The organism is Phytoactinopolyspora endophytica (assembly GCF_004138495.1).
GTDB lineage: Bacteria > Actinomycetota > Actinomycetes > Jiangellales > Jiangellaceae > Phytoactinopolyspora > Phytoactinopolyspora endophytica.
In genome coordinates, this window is record NZ_ML142873.1 from 52,668 (window position 1) to 53,988 (window position 1,321).

A 1,321-nucleotide genomic window follows, 5' to 3' on the forward strand; every position below is an offset into this window, starting at 1 on the left:
TGACTACGAGGCGATCAACATCGGCTCCAGCAACCCGCTGCCGGGCCGGTTCTACTACAACACGATCATGCTGCCGCTGGAGCACACGCGCGGCCAGGACGTCGTCGAGATCACCGTCCGTACGTACGACGGCGGTTTCGGCAGCGACGTGACTGAGGACTCACGTGGCTACTACCGCGGATACACGCACACCACTTCCTACCTGGACGTCTCCGGTGAAGAGCAGGGAACGTTCGATCCGCCGACGGAGCCGCGGCCGGAGCCTTCCGAGGAGGAGAAGCAAGGGCTGATCGACGGCTACACCGCCAGCCAGGTCCAGCTGTTCAACCAGTACTCGGACAAGGTCGACGGCAGCGACGACGGGAAGCTGTCGATCGTGCGCTACCAGGACGAGCTGCGTTTCTACGCACAGGCGTTGCACTTCGACTGGGTTCCGGCGCAGAGCGACGCCGAGAAGCGGGACGCGATCGACCGGGTCCTGAAAACCGTCGACAACCACGTCATCGACTACTACGGCAACACCAGGCTGCTGCTGCGCGGCGGCCATCAGGGTGACTGGGGCGGTTACTACGGCGCGCTCGGGGAAGCGCTGTACATCATCGAGGACCTGCTGGCCGACGACGACGTCTACGGCGCCGACGAGTTCGAGGCCTTCCTCGACCAGCCGTTCGAGACCGGCACCGAGGAAGGCGAGACATCGCTGCCGAGCGAGGACTGGGATGGCGGTGAGCTGACTCGCCGCGAGGCGTACGAACGGATCCTCAAGGCCAACTTCGACTTCGCGCGCTCCCGGCACTCCTACATCTACAACCAGGTGCTCTACACCTACGAGGGCGCCTGGGAGGCGCACGAAGGACTGCGGATCATCGACTCAGAGTTCTACGAGGGCCGGGAGCGCAGCCACCGAATTCTCGGCGAGGCGATGGGCTGGGAGCCCTTCCTCGGCGAGGAGGTGCTGGTCGGCCCGGACGGCGAGGACATGGACGTCTACCACTCATTGTTCTGGCATGACCAGAACGCACGGTTCACCGACGACTACGTGCAGATCATCGGCAAAGGGCTGGCCCAGTCCAAGCTGGACGAGAACGGCGACGTGGTGCGACGCAGGCCGTACGGTGACCACTACACGGGTCTCACTGAGGCGGGACTGACCCGGGAGAACACCTACGTCGCCAACTACGGCGAGACCATGAACTACTTCCCAGAGTGGGTGTACCGGACGTCCCACCAGGAAGAGGACGAGGACCTGAACGACCAGTTCCTCAAGACGGCCCTGAAGAACATCCACGCCCGCGGCTACACCCGCTACACCGGGGTCGAC

The 1,321-nt window shown here is 64.1% G+C and carries 1 pseudogene; it reads left to right on the forward strand.

The annotated features are described in order from the left end of the window. A pseudogene (locus tag ELR45_RS36085) lies at positions 1-1,321 on the forward strand (Tat pathway signal protein); the annotation flags it as partial.